The sequence below is a fragment of the Serratia sp. 506_PEND genome, assembly GCF_001076875.1.
Taxonomy (GTDB): domain Bacteria; phylum Pseudomonadota; class Gammaproteobacteria; order Enterobacterales; family Enterobacteriaceae; genus Serratia; species Serratia marcescens.
In genome coordinates this window covers 1-704 of the sequence record NZ_JVEL01000612.1, presented here as the reverse complement: position 1 = coordinate 704, position 704 = coordinate 1, and the positions used below count along the sequence as shown (strand labels likewise).

1 protein-coding gene is annotated in these 704 nt (G+C 62.5%); it reads left to right on the top strand.

What is annotated here, in order from left to right; all coding sequences use genetic code 11:
- Nucleotides 1–91 precede the first annotated feature (91 nt).
- Nucleotides 92–697, top strand: a complete 606-nt coding sequence (locus ADK28_RS27890; protein WP_048797258.1) for a tyrosine-type DNA invertase — start codon at nucleotides 92–94, stop codon at nucleotides 695–697.
- The last annotated feature ends 7 nt before the right edge of the window (nucleotides 698–704 follow it).

Genomic DNA, 704 nt, shown 5'->3' with positions numbered 1-704 from the left:
GCACGGATAGCGGTTGTCGCGCGCGCATCCACAGCCCATAATCCCCCCTGCAATCATCATCATGCTAATCATACCTTGGGAGGTAACGACCGTGAGTCAGCGAAAATACCTGACACAGACGGAAGTGGGGCGTCTGCTCGAATCGGCAAAACGACAGAAGGGCAACCCGGAACGGGACTACTGCCTGATATACATGAGCTTCGTGCACGGCTTTCGCGTCACCGAAGCCTGCCGCCTGCGCCTGTCCGACCTGGACCTGCAGGAAGGCGGGCTGTTCATCCGCCGCATGAAGAACGGCTTCAGTACCCGCCACCCGCTGCTGCACAATGAAATCCTCGCCATCCAGGCGTGGCTGGCGGTGCGGGCAACGATGAAGGGCGCGCAGAGCGACTGGCTGTTCCTGTCGCGCCAGGGCGGACCGCTGACGCGCCAGCGTATCTACCAGGTCATCAGCGACCTGGGGCGGGCGGCGGCCATCGTGGTCGACCCGCACCCGCACATGCTGCGCCACGCCTGCGGGTTTGCGCTGGCGGACCGGGGGGTGGACACGCGGCTGATACAGGACTACCTGGGGCACCGCAACATCCGCCACACGGTGCGGTACACCGCCAGCAATGCGGCGCGTTTTCGGGATGTGTGGCAGTTACGGGAAGGGCGAGAAGTTTTACAGTTAGGACCAAACTGTCAAACAGTGTAAATGCCGA